The following is a 17052-nucleotide window of genomic DNA, read 5'->3' as shown; positions in this document are numbered from 1 at the left end:
AGCATGGATGATACCGATGGGCTAGACCAGCAGGTCGGGAATCTCCTGCGTGGCGAACCACATGAGTTCGTGTGCCTCGGCGCCGTCCAGGGTGAACCGGGCGTCGTCGTCCCCGAGGTCGGCGGCGGGCAACGCGGCGACGGCCGCCTCGATGTCCGGCGCGGCGGCGGGGTCGTCCACGTGCACCGAGGCCAGCCGGGTCAGCGAGACCGGCTCCGTGAGCCGCACCCGCGCCCGCTCGTCCACATCGGCGCCCACGCTGACGGCGGCGTCCGGCACCTCGGCCACCACCACGACCCGGCGGGCCGGGGTCGCAGCCCCCTCGGCCTCCTCGGCGGCGAGGGCGTCCGCGAGCATCCGCAGGGAGGCGCGGGCCGCCTCCGTCATGGCGACGTACTCCAGCTCTTCGGTGTCGCCGGAGGCGTACCACTCGACCAGTGCGGGGGTCACCGCGTAACCGGTCAGCGGCGCGGGGCCCAGCTCGCCCGCGGCGACCACGCGGGCCAGCCCGGGAAGCGTGCACGGGAGATAGACGCGCATTCGAACCTCTCGTCGGTCACGTCAGGAGCGCAGCGACAGGCCGAACAGGCCTTCGAGCTCGCCGATGGTGGCGGGGGCGTCACGGTGGTGGATGCCGACCAGCCCGATGGCCCGCGCGGCGGTGATGTTCGCCTCGATGTCGTCGATGAACACGCACTCCTCGGGCGGCAGGCCGACCAGGCCGAGCGCGTGGTGGAAGATCCGCTCCTCGGGCTTGCGCATCCCGACCTCACCGGAGATGACGATCTCGTCGAAGAGCCCGTCCCAGGTGTGCCGGGGGTAGTCGTTCGCCCAGGAGTTGGACACCAGGCAGGTCCGGATCCCGGCCGTGCGCGCGAGGCGCAGCATCTCGTTCATCTCCTCGACGGGCTGGAACCCGACGAACATCCGGGCGAGCAGCCCCTCGGCCACCGGCGGGACGCCGTCGAGGGTCACCAGCCTGGCCGCGAGGTCGCGCTCGAAGTCGGGCGCCGAGATCTCACCGCGTTCGAGGGCGTGGATGACGCTCTCGCCGTCACCGCCCTCGTAGGCGTGCAGGATCAGCTCGCGCATCACGTCCTTGTAGTGCGTGGCGTCGATGCGATCCTCTGTGATCCAGCCCGCGATCGAGTCGGCGAGGCTCGTGGTGAGCACCCCGCCCCAGTCGATCAGTACTCCCTTGAGCACGACACCTCCTGTGTGAACCCGCCTCAAAAGAATAGGGCGTCAGGAAACGCCCGCTTCCCCGGCGATGCGCCGGGCGGTCTTCAGATGGGCCGGCGACCGCACCAGGCCGGGATTCGTCGTCACCGTGCCGAACATGCCCCTCTTCGCCTTCAGCCGGAGGATCCGGGTGACCGACGCGTCCAGCCGGGCGGCCGAGATCCGGCCCGACTTCACCGCCGACAGGACCGCGCCGTACGCCTTGGGCATGTCGGGCGGCATGAGCAGCACGTCGGCCCCGGCCAGCACGGCGCGCACGGCCACCTCGGCGTCGCCGTACTTCTCGCGGACCCCGGCCATGTTGAGCGCGTCGGTGCTGATCACCCCCTCGAAGCCCAGCTCGTCGCGGAGCAGCCCCGTCAGGATCGTGCGGGACAGCGTGGCGGGATCGCCTGAGGGGTCGAGCTTCGGCATGACGACGTGCGCGGTCATGATCGCGTCGATGCCGTGCTCGATGGCCTCGCGGAACGGCGGCGCGTCGAGCCTGCGCCACTGCGCCTTCGAATGCTGGATCACCGGAAGGCCGGTGTGGCTGTCCGTCGAGGTGTCGCCGTGCCCGGGGAAGTGCTTCGCGGTGGAGGCGATGCCCGCCGCGTGGAAACCGTCGACCGCGGCGCCGACCATCGTGGCGACCCTCGCCGGGTCGGAGCCGAAGGCCCTCGGGCCGATCACCGGGTTGCGCGGGTTGATGTTGACGTCCGCGACCGGCGCGAAGTCCATGGTGATGCCGAGGGCGCGAAGCTCCGTGCCGGTCAGCCGCGCGGCCTCGCGCGCGTTGGCGGGATCGCCGGTCGAGCCGATGGCCATCGCCCCGGGAAGCTTGGTGACGATCGAGCCCAGCGGCGAGACGATGCCGTGCTCCTGGTCCACACCGATCATCAGCGGAACCTTGCCCGACGCCCTGCGCAGCCCGGTCGTCAGCGCGGCGAGCTGCTTCGCGTCGGAGACGTTGCCCGCCCAGGGAAAGATGATCACACCGCCGGGGTGGTACTTCTCGATCGCCTCGGCCGGGGTGCCCACACCGAACCGCGCGGTGTTCTCCCGGTGCTCGGAGTCGGCGCGGGAGCCGTACACGACCGGCATGAAGAGCTGGCCGACCTTCTCCTCGACGCTCATCCCGGCGAGCGTGGCGGCCACATCGCCCCTGCCCTCTGCCCCCGCCGACGCCGACGCCGACGGCGACGGCGGCGCCGTACGGCTCTCGCTCGCCGCGGGCGTGGAAGAGGGAGGAGGAGCGGAGGAGGTGGGGGCGGCGGTCCGCTCCGCCTCCACGGAGGAGCACCCCGCCATAACGATCACCAGCAGTCCGAGGCCCAGTCGTCGCAGCACACCCATCACGGTATCCGCGTATCGCACCACCCGCCTCACGGTTATCCACAAGCTCACGTGGTCACATGGGTGAGGGACCTCAGAGCGACAGCTCGGCGAGCGCGGGAAGTTCCGCGCGGGCGGCGGCCCGCGCGGCCGCCGCGGAGTTCGCCGCCCGCGCGGCGGCGGCGGCCCTGCGGCACGCGTCCAGGGTGTGCCGGGCCAGTGCCGCGCGCACCCGGGGCAGGGCGAGGGCGGCCATGGAGAGCGACGTCACGCCAAGCCCGGCGAACACGCATGCCAGGGCCGGGTCGGCGGCCGCCTCTCCGCAGAGGCCGCATTCCCGGCCCGCGGCCGCGGCGGCCGACGCGGCCAGCGCGACGAGGTCGAGCACGGCCGGATGCCACGGGTCCTGCAGCCCGGCCAGCGCCCCGGCCTCACGGTCCGCGGCGAGGGCGTACTGGGTGAGGTCGTTGGTCCCGATCGAGAAGAACCCGGTCACCGCGGCGATGTCGGCCGCGCGCAGGGCCGCCGCCGGGATCTCGATCATGACTCCTGAAGACGGCAGCCCCGCCGTCCGGCAGGCGTCGGTGAACCAGGCGGCCTCCTCGACCGTGGCGACCATCGGCGCCATCACCTGTACCCGCGCCGACGTGCCCTCGGCCGCCCTGGCCAGCGCATCGAGCTGGGCGGCGAGCACGTCCGGATAGTGGCGGAACATACGCACCCCCCGCTCGCCGAGCGCGGGGTTGGGCTCCGGGGCCGGAGGCGGCAGGAAGTCGAGCGGCTTGTCGGCCCCGGCGTCGAGGACGCGGACGACCACCCGGGAGCCGGAGAACGCCTCGAAGACGGCGCGGTAGGCGTCCTGCTGCTCCTCCCACGTCGGGGGGTCCTCCCGGTCCAGGAAGAGGAACTCGGTGCGGAAGAGACCCACGCCCTCGGCCCCCGCCGCCAGTGCGGGCGCGATGTCGGCCGGCCCGCCGACGTTGGCCAGCAGGGGTACGGCGTGGCCGTCCGCGGTGGCGCCGGGCCCCGTGACGGTGGCGAGCAGGGCGTCCTGGTCCGCGTCCGCCCGCATGGCGCGGGCGACCTCCTCCTCGGCGGGCGAGAGCCGTACGGCACCGGTGGAGCCGTCGACCAGCACCCGCGTGCCGGGCGGGATCGCGGTCGCCCCGGCGCAGCCCACGACGGCGGGCACTCCCAGCGAGCGGGCCAGGATCGCGGTGTGGCTGGTCGGCCCGCCCTCCTCGGTGACGAACGCCGCCACGGCGGCGGGGTCGAGCAGGGCGGTGTCGGCGGGAGCGAGGTCCCTCGCCACCAACACGTAGGGCTCCGGGGGATCCGGCGGGAGACCCGGCAGCGGCAGGCCCTCCAGCGTCGCGACGGCCCGGTCCCTGATGTCGTCCAGATCGGCGACCCGCCCGGCGAGGTAGTCGCCCGCCCCGGCGAGCAGATCCCGATATTTCCCGAAGGCTTCGAAGACCGCCCGGGGAGCGGAGACGCCCTGGCCGACCAACTCGGCCACGACCGAGGCCAGCCCCGGATCGAGGGCCATCATGGCCTGGGCGGCCAGCACGTCCCGCGCCTCACCGCCCGCCCGGTCACCGCGTGCGGAAAGGTCGGCCGCGACCTGTTCCAGGGCCCGTTCCGCCCGCCGCCTCTCCGCTTCCGCGTCCCCGCCGTGGCGCGACCCCCTGGGCGGCTCGGGGATCTCGCGAACCAGCCGGTGCGCCGGGCCGTACCCCGCGCCCGGGCTCACGCCCACTCCGGCCAGCCGGTCCGCGCTCATGCTCAGGGTGCCGACGCGATGGCGGCGAGCCGGTCCAGGAGCTCGTCCGCGCCCTCGGCCTCGGCGCTGATGACGATCGTCTCGCCCTGGCGCACGTCCAGGGCCAGCACCGACAGGATGCTCTTCGCGTTCACCGGCGGGACGCCGAACTTGGCGACGGTGACGTCGAAGGGCGCCTGGGCCGCGGTCTGCACGAACGTCGCGGCGGGACGGGCGTGCAGCCCGACTTCCGACATGACGGTGACCTTGCGCTCGGCCACGGGTCCTCCTCTTCTCTCGGGTTCTCGGGATGTCTTGTTCGGTTCTCTCAGGCGGATTCTGCTCGGCGCGGGCGGTCCGGCACCACCCCGCACCGGATCGTCGGCACTCAATTACCCGGCGGGCCGGACTTCACGACCACTCGAACAGGTCGTCGCCCGCTCCCACGCCGCCACGGACCTGCCCGTTGACGTCGCCGTCCGCCGCGTCCAGGGCCACCACGGGGCAGATCGGCGACCGCCCGCCCGCCTCGACCGCGGCGGGATCCCAGAACACCACCGGCTGGCCGGCGCGGACCCGGTCCCCCTCGGCCGCGAGCAAACGGAAACCCTCCCCTTTGAGCTGCACGGTGTCGATGCCGAGGTGCACGAGCACGCCCCTGCCGTCGTCCCCCTCGACGATGTAGGCGTGCGCGTGCAGCTTGACGATCGTCCCGCTGATCGGGGCGACGGCCTGACCGGGAGCGCGTTCGGGATCGATCGCCGATCCGGGCCCGACCATGGCCTGGGAGAAGACCGGGTCCGGCACGGCCGCCAGACCGACCGCCGTCCCCGCCACCGGGGCGAGAACAGTCGTCACGACGCCCCTTCCTGTCGGATCGGCCCGAGCGTCAGCCGATGATCTCCTCGATGTCGCTGGCGATCGTGTCGGCGTCGGGTCCCACGACGACCTGCACGACGTTGCCCGCCAGCATCACGCCGTGGACGCCCGCCGCCCTGAGGGCCGCCTGGTCGACCTTGGAGGCGTCGTACACCTCCGTGCGCAGCCGCGTGATGCACGGCTCGATGTCGATGACGTTGTCCACACCACCGAGCCCAGCGATGATCGCCCGGACATCTGCCGCCATGTCGGTCCTCCTCGATATGCGTGCTGTGCGCAGGCTAATCCGTCTGAGTCACCTTGTTCAGGCCTCGGGGGGCATCGGGGTCGATGCCGAGCCTGCGCGCGAGCGCCTCGGTGAGGAGCTGACCGGGCACGATGAGGCCCATGGGCGCCACCCATTCGGGAAGGTCGGGACCGTTCAGCGCGGCGGTGGCCGCGGCCGCCAGCGCCGTGCCGCCGCCGACGCCGTACGCGGCGGCGCCCGCGCCGGTCACCCGCTCAGCCAGCGCGACCGTGCCGGGCAGCGTCGGGCCCTCACCCGCCGCGACCAGGATGGCCGGGGTGTCCTCGTCCACCACCGCGATCGGCCCGTGCAGCAGGTCGGCGTACGAGAGCCCCATGGCGTGCAGGTAGCACGCCTCCTTCAGCTTGAGCGCGAGTTCGAGCGCCGTAGAGAAGGCGAGTCCCCGGCCGGAGACGACCACGCCCGGCTTGTCGGCGAGGCCCTCGACGACGGCCGCCAGGTCACCGGGATCGTCGATCAGCTTCTCCACCGCGTCCGGCACCCGCTGCAGGTCGTCCGCGTTCACGTCGGCGCCGAGCCCCAGCGCGAGCACCGCCAGCGCGGCGAGCTGCGTGGTGTACGTCTTGGTGGCCGGGACGGCCTTCTCCTCACCGGCCAGCGTGCACAGGGCCAGATCGGCGATCTCGGCCAGCGGCGAGGCGGGGCCGCCGTTGGTGATCGCCACGGTCTTGGCGCCGCAGCTCTTCGCCCAGTCGAGGGTCTCGACGATCTCCTCGGTCCGCCCGGACTGCGACAGGCCCACGGCCAGCACTCCGTCCAGGTCGAGCCTGCGGCGGTAGGTGGTGGCGATGGACGGAGCCCCCAGAGCGCACAGGCGGCCGGCGTGCGCCTCGATCAGGTAGCGGCCGTACACCGCGGCGTTGTCGGAGGTGCCCCGAGCGACGAAGAGGAGCTGCCGGGTCTCCCCCGCGAGCCGCCGCACCTCGTCCACCCTGGGAAGCAGGGAGTCAAGCGTGTCACGAAGCGCGGCCGGCTGCTCGGCGATCTCGCTGCGCATCTTGGTCGTCATCTGCTGCCATCCTCAAATCCCGGCTTGGCGAGACCTTGCCGTTATCGATCCGTCTCTGGTCCGTACATTGACACACAATTCCAAGCTGTGGTCTAGTCCGGACTAGACCAGCACGAACCATAACTTAGTTCAGATGATCAGATCGAGAGGGGAGGGATCAGTGGCTCAGATCGATCCGGACAGCCCGGTGCCCAAATACTTCCAGCTCCGGGAGATCCTGCTCGATCTCATCGAGAACAACGAGTTGCCGATCGGCGCGGCGATTCCCTCCGAACGCGAGCTGTGCCAGCGTTTCGGCCTCTCCAGAATGACGGTACGGCAGGCGGTCGACCACCTGGTGTCCGAGGGGCGGCTGCACCGGGTCCCCGGCAAGGGCACGTTCGTCGCCCGCCCGAAGATCGAGCTCGCCCTCCAGCTCACGTCGTTCAGCGACGACATGCGGGCCCGCGGCCTCACGCCCGGCTCCCGCGACCTGGACCGCCGGATCGTCAGGGCCAGCGCCCACCTCGCCCGGGAGCTCGGCATCCAGCCCGGCGACGCCGTGCACTTCATCGAACGGCTGCGCACCGCCGACGGCGAGCCGCTGTCCATCGAGCGCGCCCACATCCCCGTGGCCCTCGCCCCGGACCTCGACTCCTACGACCTGTCCGGGCGCTCGCTGTACGCGCTGCTCGAATCGCGGTACGGCCTCGTGCTCGACGCGGGCGAGCTCACCATCGACGGCGGCATCGCCGACCCCGGTGACGCCGACCTGCTCAAGCTGCCCCGCGGCGGCGCGGTGCTCCTGCTCCAACGGCGTTCCTTCGCCGGCGGGATGTGCGCGGAGCTCGGCGTCTCCACCTACCGGGCCGACCGTTACCAGCTCAGAACCCTTCTCGAGATCCCCGTCCGACGCCCGTAGCGATCCTCCCGAACCCCAGCCCTGGAGGAACATCGATGAGTTCACGCTCGGCCGAGGCGGGATCGTCCGCTCAGCCGTCCTCGGGATCGGCCGTGATGGGCGTGCTGCAACGTCTGGGCCGCTCCCTGATGCTCCCGATCGTCGCCCTGCCGGCGGCCGCGATCCTGAAGCGGTTCGGCCAGCCCGACATGCTGGGGTCCAACGGGGCGATCCCCGGCGGCCTCGCTGACGTGCCGGGCTTCGAGTGGATGGCCAAGGTCGCCACGGTGCTCCTGAACGCCGGCGACTCGCTCTTCGACGCCCTGCCGCTGCTCTTCGCCGTCGGCGTCGCGGTCGGCTTCGCCCGCCGGTCCGACGGATCCACCGCCGTGGCGGCGCTGGTCGGCTACCTGGTCTTCGACCGGGTCACCAAGGGCCTGTTCTTCCAGGCGCCGACGATCGACGCGGTGCACCAGCGGGTGGCCCAGACGGTGGTCGGCGCGGACGGCGTGGCCCGGGACACGATCAACTGGTCCGCGAACAACCCGACCGGCGTGCTCGGCGGCATCGTCATCGGCGTCGTCGCGGCCCTGCTGTGGCAGCGGTACTACCGGATCAAGCTGCCGGCCTGGCTGGCGTTCTTCGGCGGGCGCCGCTTCGTCCCGATCGCGACGGCGCTCGCCGGGGTCGTGCTCGGCGTCGTCTTCGGCCTCATCTGGCCGCCGGTCGGCGAGTGGATCAACAGCTTCGGCAAGGTGCTCGCCGACAACAGCGTCGTCGGCGCGGGCGTGTACGGCGTGGCCAACCGTCTGCTCATCCCGCTCGGCCTGCACCACATCATCAACTCGATCGTGTGGTTCCAGGTGCCCGGCTGCACCAACGCGGCCGGGGCTCAGTTCTCCGGCGACCTGACCTGCTACCTGCAGGGCGCCGACGGGTTCGGTTCGTTCATGACGGGCTTCTTCCCGGTCATGATGTTCGGCCTGCCCGCCGCGGCGGTGGCGATCTGGCGCGCGGCGCCCGCCCACCGGCGTCCGGCCGTCGGCGGCATCATGATCTCCGCCGCTCTCGTTTCCTTCGTCACCGGCATCACCGAGCCGATCGAGTTCGCGTTCATCTTCGTCGCCCCGCTGCTGTTCGTGGTGCACGCCCTGCTCACCGGCGTCTCAATGGCGCTGGTCGCCTGGCTCGGCGGGCGGCTCGGCTTCGGGTTCTCCGCCGGGGCCACCGACGCGCTGCTCAACATCGGCAAGGACAACACCCACCAGTTCTGGCTGGTCATGGGCATCGGCGTCATCTACGCCGTGATCTATTACGTGATCTTCAGCTTCCTGATCAAGAAGCTGAACTTCATGACTCCCGGCCGCGAACCCGAACTCGACGTCGACTCCGGGGAGAGCGCGGAACCGGTCCGCACACGCTCCTGATCGGGGCAGCCCGAAACCTCGTCCCGCATGCGCCGAAACCCCGCGTGTGCCGCTCCAACCGGGCGTCGTACGCCGTGGACCTTGCACGCATAGCCCCACAACGCCGTCCCGTCGTACCGGAAAGTTGGCGGTCCTCGTATCAACGGGCCGGGCCGGAATCTCTAGTAGTCGTCACGTTCACCGACGACCGGGGAGTCCCGATGCCCACACCCACGCCGGAGCCGTTCCGCCTGCCACGCCTCCTGCCCGTTCCCGCCGCCGACCCCGCCCGCGACGACGAGCGCCCGGCGAGCGGGACCCCCCGCACGTACGGCGCGCTCGCCCTGGCGCGGGGCGGCGGGCCGCTCGTCATCGGACCGCCCGGCGCGGTGCCCGACGAGCGGCGGCTGCGCGGGCTCGGCCAGGCCATGGCCGAGATCCTCTGCGGGCGCCGCCCACCCGCGACCGTGCAGGACAAGCTCAGCGAGCGCGCGTACGGCGAGCTGATCCGCGCCGGAAGGATGATCGACGCTCCGCGGCCGCCGATGGTCGGCGCTCCGCACGTCCAGCAGCCGGGCGACGGGGTGCTGGAGATGTGCCTGCTCGTCCACTGCGGGCCGCGCAGCCACGCCCTCGCCCTGCGCCTCGAACGCCGCGGCGTCCAGTGGCTCGTGACCGACTTCGAGACCGCGTGACGCGGGACTGCGGGAAGACTCCGGCTCGACGGGGCAGCTCGCCGGGACAGCTCGCCGGGAAAAGGGGAAGCCCCCGCCGATCTTCCGGCAGGGGCCTCTCCTCAGACCAGGTCAGGCCTCGACGCTCTTGGGGTCGCCGTGGCACCGCTTGAACTTCTTGCCCGAACCACAGGGGCACGGGGCATTCCGCTCGACGTTGCCGTACGCGGCGCGCTGCTCGGGGGTGGAGCGCACCCTGCTGACCTCGACGTCACCGGTCTCGCCCGGCGCCGTGTAGACCATCTCGCTCGGCCGGGCCGGCTGGCGCAGCGCCCTGGCGATGATGGACCCCGCCTCCGCGGCGGCGCTCTCCTCCTCGTTCTCCTCGACGATCGGGTTCGCCTGAACCTCGACCTCCAGGTTGAACAGGTAGCCGACCGACTCCTCCTTGATGCCGTCCAGCATCGCGGAGAACATCTCGAAGCCCTCCCGCTGGTATTCCACCAGGGGGTCCTTCTGCGCGTAGGCGCGCATGCCGATGCCCTCCTGGAGATAGTCCATCTCGTAGAGGTGCTCACGCCACTTGCGGTCGATCACCGAAAGAATCACCCGGCGCTCCAGCTCGCGCGTCGCCTCGGCGCCGAGCTCCTCCTCGCGCCGCTGGTACGCCTCGATCGCGTCGGCCTTGATCTTCTCGGCGATGAGGTCGGCGGTCAGGTCCTCGCGGTCACCGCCGACCTCCTGGACGAGCTGCTCGACGGTCAGCGAGACGGGGTAGAGCTGCCCGAACGCCTTCCACAGCTTGTCGAGGTCCCACTCCTCGGCGAACCCCTCGGCGGTGGCGGCCCTGACGTAGTCGTCGATGACGCCGGTGACGAAGCCGCGAACCTGCTCGTGCAGGTCGGCGCCCTCCAGCACCCGGTGGCGCTCGCCGTAGATGACCTTGCGCTGCCGGTTCATGACTTCGTCGTACTTGAGGACGTTCTTGCGGATCTCGAAGTTCTGTTGCTCGACCTGGTGCTGAGCGGACGCGATCGCCTTCGAGACGATGCCGGACTCGATCGGCACGTCGTCGGGGATGTTCAGCCGCGTCATGATCATCTCGACCCGGGCGGAGTTGAACAGCCGCATCAGGTCGTCCTCCAGCGACAGGTAGAACCGGGACTCGCCCGGGTCGCCCTGGCGGCCGGAACGACCGCGGAGCTGGTTGTCGATGCGCCGGGACTCGTGCCGCTCGGTGCCGAGGACGTACAGGCCGCCGAGGTCGATGACCTCCTCGTGCTCGGCCTTGACGGCCTCCTTGGCCTTCTCCAGCGCCTCGCCCCACGCCTTGTCGTACTCCTCGGGGGTCTCCGCCGGCGACAGGCCGCGCTGCTCCAGTTCGAGGGAGGCGCGGAACTCGGGGTTGCCTCCGAGCATGATGTCGGTGCCGCGGCCGGCCATGTTGGTGGCGACCGTGACGGCGCCCTTCCGGCCCGCCTCCGCGACGATCACGGCCTCACGCGCGTGGTTCTTGGCGTTGAGCACCTCGTGCGGTACGCCCTGGCGCTTGAGCATCCGCGACAGCTTCTCGGACTTCTCGACGCTGGTCGTGCCGACCAGGACCGGCTGGCCCCGGTCGTAGCGCTCCTTGATGTCCTCGACGCAGGCCTGGAACTTGGCGTCCTCGGTCTTGTAGACCACGTCCGCCTGGTCCTTGCGGACCATCGGGCGGTTGGTCGGGATGGGGACGACGCCCAGCTTGTAGGTCTGGTGGAACTCGTTGGCCTCGGTCGCGGCGGTACCGGTCATGCCGCCGAGCTTGGAATAGAGGCGGAAGTAGTTCTGCAGGGTGATGGTCGCGAGCGTCTGGTTCTCGTCCTTGACCTTCACCCCCTCCTTGGCCTCGATGGCCTGGTGCATGCCCTCGTTGTAGCGGCGGCCGTGCAGCACGCGCCCGGTGAACTCGTCGACGATCAGGACCTCGCCGTCGACGACGATGTAGTCCTTGTCCTTCTTGAACAGTTCCTTGGCCTTGAGCGCGTTGTTGAGGAACTGCACGAGGTGGGTGTGCTCGGGCTTGTAGAGGTTGTCGATGCCGAGCCAGTCCTCGACGCGCTCGACACCGGCCTCCAGGATGCCGACGGTGCGCTTCTTCTCGTCGACGACGTAGTCGCCGGTGCTGTCCTCGCCGTCCTTGCCCTCGGTGCCCCTCCGGAGCCTGGGGACGATCTTGGCGAACTCGGCGTACCACTTGCCGGACTGCTCACCGGGACCGGAGATGATCAGCGGGGTCCGGGCCTCGTCGATGAGGATCGAGTCGACCTCGTCGACGATCGCGAAGTTGTGACCGCGCTGTACGCACTCCTCCATGGACCAGGCCATGTTGTCGCGCAGGTAGTCGAAGCCGAACTCGTTGTTCGTGCCGTACGTGATGTCGGCGCTGTACTGCCTGCGGCGCTCGTCCGGCGGCATGTTGGCGAGGATGACGCCGACCTCGAGGCCGAGGAAGCGGTGCACCCGGCCCATGGTCTCGGCGTCGCGCTTGGCGAGGTAGTCGTTGACCGTGACGACGTGAACGCCCTTGCCGGAGATCGCGTTCAGGTAGGCGGGGAGGGTACAGGTGAGCGTCTTGCCCTCACCGGTGCGCATCTCGGAGATGTTGCCCATGTGGAGGTTGGCACCGCCCATGAGCTGCACGTCGAAGTGGCGCTGGCCCAGGACCCGGCGCGCGGCCTCGCGAACGGTGGCGAACGCCTCGGGCAGCAGGTCCTCCAGGGACTCGCCGTCGGTGTGGCGCTGCTTGTACTCGTCGGTCAGAGCGCGCAGCTCGGCGTCGGACAGGCTCTTGAAGTCTTCTTCAATGGAGTTGACCTGCTCGGCGATCCGCTTCAGCTTACGCAGAGTCTTACCTTCGCCGGCGCGAAGGATCTTGTCGAGAATGGCTGCCACTTTTAGTAAAGCTCCTCGCAGGTCTACCCCGGCGGATCCACCGGAGTGTGAGGACAAGACATACTTCCCCGCTGCCATCGTAGGCCGTTCCACCACCGGACACAGCCACCGGAGAGAGGACGGAGCGGCGCGCCATTACAACGGTCGAAGCCTCTCAGTCGTTCCCCGGCTCGCGTACCGACAAGGCCATCGGGTAGAAAACGGTGTATGGCAGAAAGCGCACATCAGGGCAGTCATGGCGGAAGCCCCAAGTCATGGTTCGCCGTCATCATCATTCTCGCCGGTTTCACCGTCGGCGGTGTCGGCCTCACCATCGGACCCAACTGGCTCATTTTCTGGATCGGCGCCGCCATCTGCGCGGTCGGGGGTGTGGTCGCCCTCCTCGTCGACATCTTCTCCGACGTGATCATCGACGCTCCCCGGGTGATGCCGGAAGGGGAGCACCAGTCCCCGTTCGAGCACCACGAGCTCACCCACCACTGATCCCCCTGCAACCGTCGTAAGCGTTTTGTCAGTCACAGCGTCTACCATCGGCGCCTGTGACGGACCTGACTGCAGACGAGGCCCGCAGGATCATCCTCCGGGCCCAGGGTTTCCTCGGCGCCGGCTCCCGGAGTGGCGGAGTGCGCGGCATGCTCCGGCGCGTGGGCGCGGTACAACTCGACACCATCTCGGTGCTCGCACGTTCTCATGAACTGGTCGCGTACGCCCGGCTCGGCCCCATCGGCCGGGCGTCCGCCGAACGGGCGTACTGGCACGATCCGGCCCAGGCCTTCGAATACTGGTGCCACGCCGCCTGCATCCTTCCCCTCGAACACTGGCCGTTGTACGGCTTCCGCCGCCGGGCCTACCGTGACCGGCGCTACCGCTGGCACGAGGTCCCGCCCACGGTGGACAAGATCCTCGATCAGGTCCGCCGGGACGGGCCGATCACCACCACCGACATCGGCGGCGCCAAGAACGGCGGTCCCTGGTGGGACTGGTCCGACTCCAAGATCTCCATCGAGTACCTCCTCGACATCGGCGAGGTCGTCTGCACCCGCCGGGTCGGCTGGCGGCGTGTCTACGACCTGGCCGAGCGGGCCGTCCCCGGTGACCTCCTCTCGGGAGACCTCCCCGACGCCGACGGCGTGACCGCGCTCACCTCCATCGCCGGCCGGTCCCTCGGCGTGGCCACGCGGGCCGATCTCGTCGACTTCACCCGCGTGAAGGGCAAGTACGCCGACCTCCTCGACGAGGCCCTGCGCAGCGGAGCCGCGGGCCTGGTGCCCGTCCACGTGTCCGGGTGGCCCGCTCCGAGGGCCAGGCGAGGCCCCGCGGGCGACGGGACGGCCAACGCGTGGGCGGACCCGGCGGCGTTGGAGAGCGAGCCGCGCGGGCGGCACCGCACCACGCTCCTGTCCCCGTTCGACTCCCTCATCTGGGAGCGCGCGCGAGCCGAGCGTGTCTTCGGGCTGAACCACCGCCTGGAGGCGTACGTCCCCAAGCACAAGCGCGTACACGGCTATTTCGCGATGCCGGTGCTGGCAGGCGGGCGGCTCATCGGCCGCGTGGACCCGGCCCGTGAGGGCTCGACCCTGGTCGCCCGCCAGGTGGGGTTCGAGCCGGGCGGCAGCCGGGCCGGTGCCGTCGAGGCGATGCGAACCGCGCTGTGGGAGGCCGCGAGCTGGGTGGGCTGCACGAGCGTCCGCGTGGAGCGCGTCACGTCGCCGGAACACGAGGCCCCGCTGCGCGCCGCGCTGGCGGCGGAGCCACCGGACGGTTCCGCCTAGCGGCCGTCAGGTGATCTCGAGCAGGCGCTCCCGGACGGCGTACACCACGGCCTCCATCCGGGAGTGCAACTGCAGCTTCTCCAGGATGTTGCGCACGTGGTTCTTCACGGTGTTCTCGGAGATGAACAGGTCCTTGGCGATCTCGCGGTTGTTCATGCCCTTGGCGACGAGCCGGAGCACCTCCATCTCGCGCTCCGTCAGCCGGGGCACCGGGAGCTGCGGCGGCCGCTCGGCCTCCTTGCGGCTCATGTGCTGGAACTCGCTGATCAGCTTGGCGGCCATCGCCGGGTTGATGAGCGACTGGCCCTCGTGCACGCCGCGCACGGCGTCGGGCACCTCGTCGATCTGGACGTCCTTGAGCAGGTAACCGGTGGCACCCGCCTTGATGGCCTCGAAGAGGTCCTCCTCCTCGTCGCTGACCGTCAGCATGATGATCCGCGTGCTCGGCACCGACTCCTTGATGCTCCGCGTCGCGCCGATGCCGTCCTGCCTGGGCATCCGTACGTCCATGAGCACCACGTCGGGCAACAACCGGTCGGCGAGCTCCACCGCCTCCTGACCGTCGCTCGCCTCACCGACCACCTCGATGTCGGCCTCGGCCGCCAGGGCGAGCTCCAGGCTGCGGCGGATCAGCGCGTGATCGTCCACGATGAGGACGCGAATCGGTTCGCCACCGCGCTCGCTCCGCTCGCTCACTTCTCCTCCTTGCGGGGGTCAAGGTAGCCGGATCGCCATCATTACACGGGTTCCGGCGTGGGAGAGGATCTTCGTCGGCGGAGGACGGCCTGGCCCGTGGATTCCGCCGGACGCGGAATCCACGGGGGGACTCTTATCGCTCGACGAGCCTGAGCACGCCGTAGTTGTAGCCGCGCCGACGGTAGACGACGCTCGGCTGGCCGCTCTCCTTGTCACGGAAGAGATAGAAGTCGTGCCCGACGAGTTCCATCTCCAGCAGAGCCTGGTCGATGGTGATGGGGTCGGCCTCGTGGAACTTCTCCCTCACGACGACCGGCCCCTCGCCGTCCATCTCGATCGGGACGATCGGCTCCTCATAGGCGGTCTGCTGCGGGACCTCGCTCCGGGACTCGGTCCGGGGCGGCGTTTCGACGACCTCAGGGGCCACGTCGCCCAGTCCGGCGGTGAGCACGCCCACCGACGGTGGGCAGTTCTTTCCGTGGTGGATCTTGCGCCGGTCGGCGAGCCGCCGCAGGCGCGCTTCCAGCTTGCCCAGCGCGATGTCCAGCGCCGAGAACCGATCGTCCGCAGCGGCCTCGGCCCGGATCGCCGGACCTCGGGAGCGGATCGTCAGCTCGACGCGTTCCCGCTGGTCGCTCATCCGCGGATTCCGCTCCTTGGACACCTCCACGTCCGCCCGGATGAGCCGGTTGTCCAGTCGCTCGATTCTGGCCAGCTTGGTGGTCACATGCTCGCGGAATCGGTCACTCACACCGGTGTGCCGTCCCTTGACGATGATGTCCACGCAATAGCCCCCCTTCGCATCTCGACTGTGATGGAGAGCGCGAAGCGCTCGAGGCACCCGTCCGGCCGACCTGGTCTTCGTCCCCACATCCGCCTGCTGAGGGTCTCGCAGCTCTTTGCCACTACTGCCCTTCTCCTCTTGCGGGGGACATCTGGACCCCCGGGAAGGCAGGACTTACCTCTAAGCCGCACCGTGATCGGACGACCAAGAGTCGCCTTACGTGGACCGTTTCGCCTGCGGCTGGCATCGGCTAGCCGAACCGGCCCCCACCTGGGGGTCGATCCGGTGCAACCACGGACCCGAACGGGTGCCATGTCCTGAACGCTAGTCCCTGCCGGGCCGAATGTCAGCCGCGCGACCCGCCGGATGATCACATCCCGTCATCCCCGCGCGGATCCGCGCCCTCCGTGACCGAGTCGGCGTGGTCGGTTCCCCCTGCCGCACAGGGGTACCAGTGCCCTCTGAACAGGGCATCCTGTCCATCGAGGAACAAAGATGTGGCATCGGACACGCCACCACGATCGATCTCTTCTTTACCGTCGGTCATGAACGTGATCTCCGTCTCTCCGGGCGTGTCGCCGTCTCAATCCGGTCCTCTGTTCGGCCTCCTCCCGGTGGTGCCTCTCCGTGCCGTCGCCTCGTGCCGTCGCCTCGTGCCACGCCCCGTGGCGGCGACGGTGAGGGCCAGCGGGACGTCCGCGCCGGTCTCGCGTACGGCACGGGCCGCCTCGGCCAACGTCACTCCGGTGGTGACGATGTCGTCGACCAACAGAACGACGGCCTCCCGGCCTCCAGAGGCCCGTCTGCCGCCCCTCCGGGGGCGGATGACCTCGAGTGCGCCATGGAGGTTGGCGGCCCGCTGCGTCGAGCTCAGGCCCGCCTGGTCGGCCACCCGCCGGGCCTGCCGCAGCAGCGGAGCGATCGTGATCGGCACCCCTCGCCGCCGCAGCAGCGCCACCGCCCCGGCCGCGATCACGCCGACCGGATCGTGCCCGCGTCTCCGGTACGCGGCGCGAGCGCTGGGCACGGGCACCACCGTGACCGGACCGGACACTGTTCCCACAGCGGATCCGGCGAGGGCCGCTTCCGCGACCTCGGCCAGGACGGCGGACAGCACCGGGGCCAGGGCCGTACGGCCGCGCTCCTTGTAGGCGAGCAGCAGACGGCGGGCGGCGCCGTCGTAGCGGGTCGCCGACCAGCACTCGGGCAGGCCGGGAGGTGAGGGATCGGGCGGCCGGGAGGCGGGAGCGCGGAGGATCTCCTCCATGCACAGCGGGCAGACCAGGGCGTCCGGCTCGCCGCACCCGGCGCATCGGGGCGGCAGGACGAGATCGAGCAGGGCCGCGAGCATCCGCCCACCCTGCCAGGGACCACCGACAGTCCAGCGGCTCACCGA

General features: G+C 70.5%; 18 protein-coding genes. 5 read left to right on the top strand and 13 right to left on the bottom strand.

All coding sequences use genetic code 11. The features are described from left to right. Positions 1-21: 21 nt before the first annotated feature. From IMZ11_RS29820 to IMZ11_RS29785, 8 genes are all read right to left on the bottom strand, one after another. Positions 22-540, bottom strand: coding sequence for a hypothetical protein (locus IMZ11_RS29820; RefSeq protein WP_228645760.1), 519 nt, complete (start codon positions 538-540; stop codon positions 22-24). Between the two features lie 21 nt (positions 541-561). Beyond that, on the bottom strand, positions 562-1206 hold the full coding sequence (locus tag IMZ11_RS29815) for an HAD family phosphatase (RefSeq protein ID WP_228645759.1): 645 nt from the start codon (positions 1204-1206) through the stop codon (positions 562-564). A 39-nt stretch (positions 1207-1245) separates the two neighbouring features. Then, a complete protein-coding gene (locus IMZ11_RS29810) occupies positions 1246-2571 on the bottom strand; it encodes a glycoside hydrolase family 3 protein (RefSeq protein ID WP_228645758.1) in 1326 nt (441 codons plus the stop codon). A gap of 79 nt (positions 2572-2650) precedes the next feature. Beyond that, positions 2651-4339: a phosphoenolpyruvate--protein phosphotransferase gene (ptsP, locus tag IMZ11_RS29805; RefSeq protein WP_228645757.1), complete on the bottom strand. Its 1689-nt coding sequence runs from the start codon at positions 4337-4339 to the stop codon at positions 2651-2653. A gap of 2 nt (positions 4340-4341) precedes the next feature. Next, entirely contained in the window at positions 4342-4599 is a 258-nt protein-coding gene (locus IMZ11_RS29800) for an HPr family phosphocarrier protein (RefSeq protein WP_061253467.1), read from the bottom strand. A gap of 130 nt (positions 4600-4729) precedes the next feature. Beyond that, positions 4730-5176, bottom strand: a complete 447-nt coding sequence (locus IMZ11_RS29795; protein ID WP_228645756.1) for a PTS glucose transporter subunit IIA — start codon at positions 5174-5176, stop codon at positions 4730-4732. Positions 5177-5207: 31 nt separating this feature from the next. After that, entirely contained in the window at positions 5208-5444 is a 237-nt protein-coding gene (locus IMZ11_RS29790; protein WP_061253465.1) for a glucose PTS transporter subunit EIIB, read from the bottom strand. A 34-nt stretch (positions 5445-5478) separates the two neighbouring features. Next, a complete protein-coding gene (locus IMZ11_RS29785; RefSeq protein ID WP_228645755.1) occupies positions 5479-6513 on the bottom strand; it encodes an SIS domain-containing protein in 1035 nt (344 codons plus the stop codon). 160 nt (positions 6514-6673) lie between these two features. Here IMZ11_RS29785 and IMZ11_RS29780 point away from each other — a divergent pair, with 160 nt between their 5' ends. The 3 genes from IMZ11_RS29780 (at position 6674) to IMZ11_RS29770 (ending at position 9494) form a co-directional block, all read left to right on the top strand. Next, a complete protein-coding gene (locus IMZ11_RS29780) occupies positions 6674-7414 on the top strand; it encodes a GntR family transcriptional regulator (protein ID WP_228645754.1) in 741 nt (246 codons plus the stop codon). 35 nt (positions 7415-7449) lie between these two features. Next, positions 7450-8820 (top strand): PTS transporter subunit EIIC, encoded by a 1371-nt coding sequence (locus IMZ11_RS29775; protein ID WP_228645753.1) that lies wholly within the window; start codon positions 7450-7452, stop codon positions 8818-8820. A 200-nt stretch (positions 8821-9020) separates the two neighbouring features. Continuing rightward, the gene (locus tag IMZ11_RS29770) at positions 9021-9494 is read left to right on the top strand and encodes an Rv3235 family protein (RefSeq protein ID WP_228645752.1); all 474 of its coding nucleotides are present in this window, start codon (positions 9021-9023) and stop codon (positions 9492-9494) included. A 111-nt stretch (positions 9495-9605) separates the two neighbouring features. Here the strand turns inward: IMZ11_RS29770 and secA are convergent, their stop codons facing one another. Then, positions 9606-12404, bottom strand: a complete 2799-nt coding sequence (gene secA, locus IMZ11_RS29765; RefSeq protein WP_228645751.1) for a preprotein translocase subunit SecA — start codon at positions 12402-12404, stop codon at positions 9606-9608. Between the two features lie 207 nt (positions 12405-12611). Here secA and IMZ11_RS29760 point away from each other — a divergent pair, with 207 nt between their 5' ends. Together IMZ11_RS29760 and IMZ11_RS29755 are read left to right on the top strand one after the other, a co-directional pair. Further along, on the top strand, positions 12612-12887 hold the full coding sequence (locus IMZ11_RS29760; RefSeq protein ID WP_061253459.1) for an HGxxPAAW family protein: 276 nt from the start codon (positions 12612-12614) through the stop codon (positions 12885-12887). Positions 12888-12943: 56 nt separating this feature from the next. Then, a complete protein-coding gene (locus tag IMZ11_RS29755; RefSeq protein ID WP_228645750.1) occupies positions 12944-14176 on the top strand; it encodes a winged helix-turn-helix domain-containing protein in 1233 nt (410 codons plus the stop codon). A 6-nt stretch (positions 14177-14182) separates the two neighbouring features. Here IMZ11_RS29755 and IMZ11_RS29750 read toward each other — a convergent pair whose 3' ends face one another. The 4 genes from IMZ11_RS29750 to IMZ11_RS29735 form a co-directional block, all read right to left on the bottom strand. Next, positions 14183-14872, bottom strand: coding sequence for a response regulator transcription factor (locus IMZ11_RS29750; RefSeq protein ID WP_061253457.1), 690 nt, complete (start codon positions 14870-14872; stop codon positions 14183-14185). A 133-nt stretch (positions 14873-15005) separates the two neighbouring features. After that, positions 15006-15656 (bottom strand): ribosome hibernation-promoting factor, HPF/YfiA family, encoded by a 651-nt coding sequence (gene hpf, locus IMZ11_RS29745; RefSeq protein WP_061253456.1) that lies wholly within the window; start codon positions 15654-15656, stop codon positions 15006-15008. 370 nt (positions 15657-16026) lie between these two features. Beyond that, positions 16027-16203 (bottom strand): hypothetical protein, encoded by a 177-nt coding sequence (locus IMZ11_RS29740; protein ID WP_228645749.1) that lies wholly within the window; start codon positions 16201-16203, stop codon positions 16027-16029. 36 nt (positions 16204-16239) lie between these two features. Beyond that, the coding region (locus IMZ11_RS29735) for a ComF family protein (RefSeq protein WP_228645748.1) at positions 16240-17052 on the bottom strand (813 nt) is incomplete at its 5' end.

Origin of the sequence: Microtetraspora sp. AC03309 (assembly GCF_020826795.1) — a bacterium.
In the GTDB taxonomy this organism is placed as follows: domain Bacteria; phylum Actinomycetota; class Actinomycetes; order Streptosporangiales; family Streptosporangiaceae; genus Microtetraspora; species Microtetraspora glauca.
This window is presented reverse-complemented; position numbering and strand designations above follow the sequence as displayed.